At 65.2% G+C, this 514-nt stretch carries 1 protein-coding gene; it reads left to right on the top strand.

What is annotated here, in order from left to right; genetic code table 11:
- On the top strand, window positions 1-514 hold a 514-nt coding region (locus tag ABQF13_RS25305; protein ID WP_448395554.1), incomplete at both ends, for an HNH endonuclease signature motif containing protein.

The raw sequence follows: 514 nt of genomic DNA, 5'->3' as shown, positions 1-514 counted from the left end.
TCGAACCCGAGATCGAGACCGAGGCCGAGATCGCGATCACCGCCAATGCCGAGGCCGGATCATCGGCGCCCGAGCAGCCATCGCCGCCGGAGTCGTCGCCGCCGGCATCTGACCCGCCAAACGTGTGGGCGGCCAAGCCCAAGCCGCAATCACCGATGGCATTGATCGTCGGGGGTGGGCTGATTCCGCCGGCGTTGCTGGCCGAGCTGATCGACAACGGCGCCACCGTGCGCCCGGTGTATCGGCCCTACGACATCACCGATCCGGGGTATCGGCCCTCGCGGGCCGGTGAACGCTTTGTGCGTATGCGCGATATGACGTGTCGGTTTCCCGGCTGTGACCGCCCCGCCCAATTCTGCGACATCGACCACAGCGTGCCCTACCCCGGTGGGCCCACTCATCCGTCAAACACCAAGTGCCTGTGTCGTGTACATCATTTATTGAAGACTTTTTGCGGCTGGCGCGACGAGCAGTATCCCGACGGCATCATCGTGTGGACCGCGCCCAGCGGACA

Source organism: Mycolicibacterium sp. XJ879 (assembly GCF_053483935.1).
Note: the sequence above shows the minus strand (reverse complement) of the source record. Positions and strands in the feature narration are given on the sequence as shown.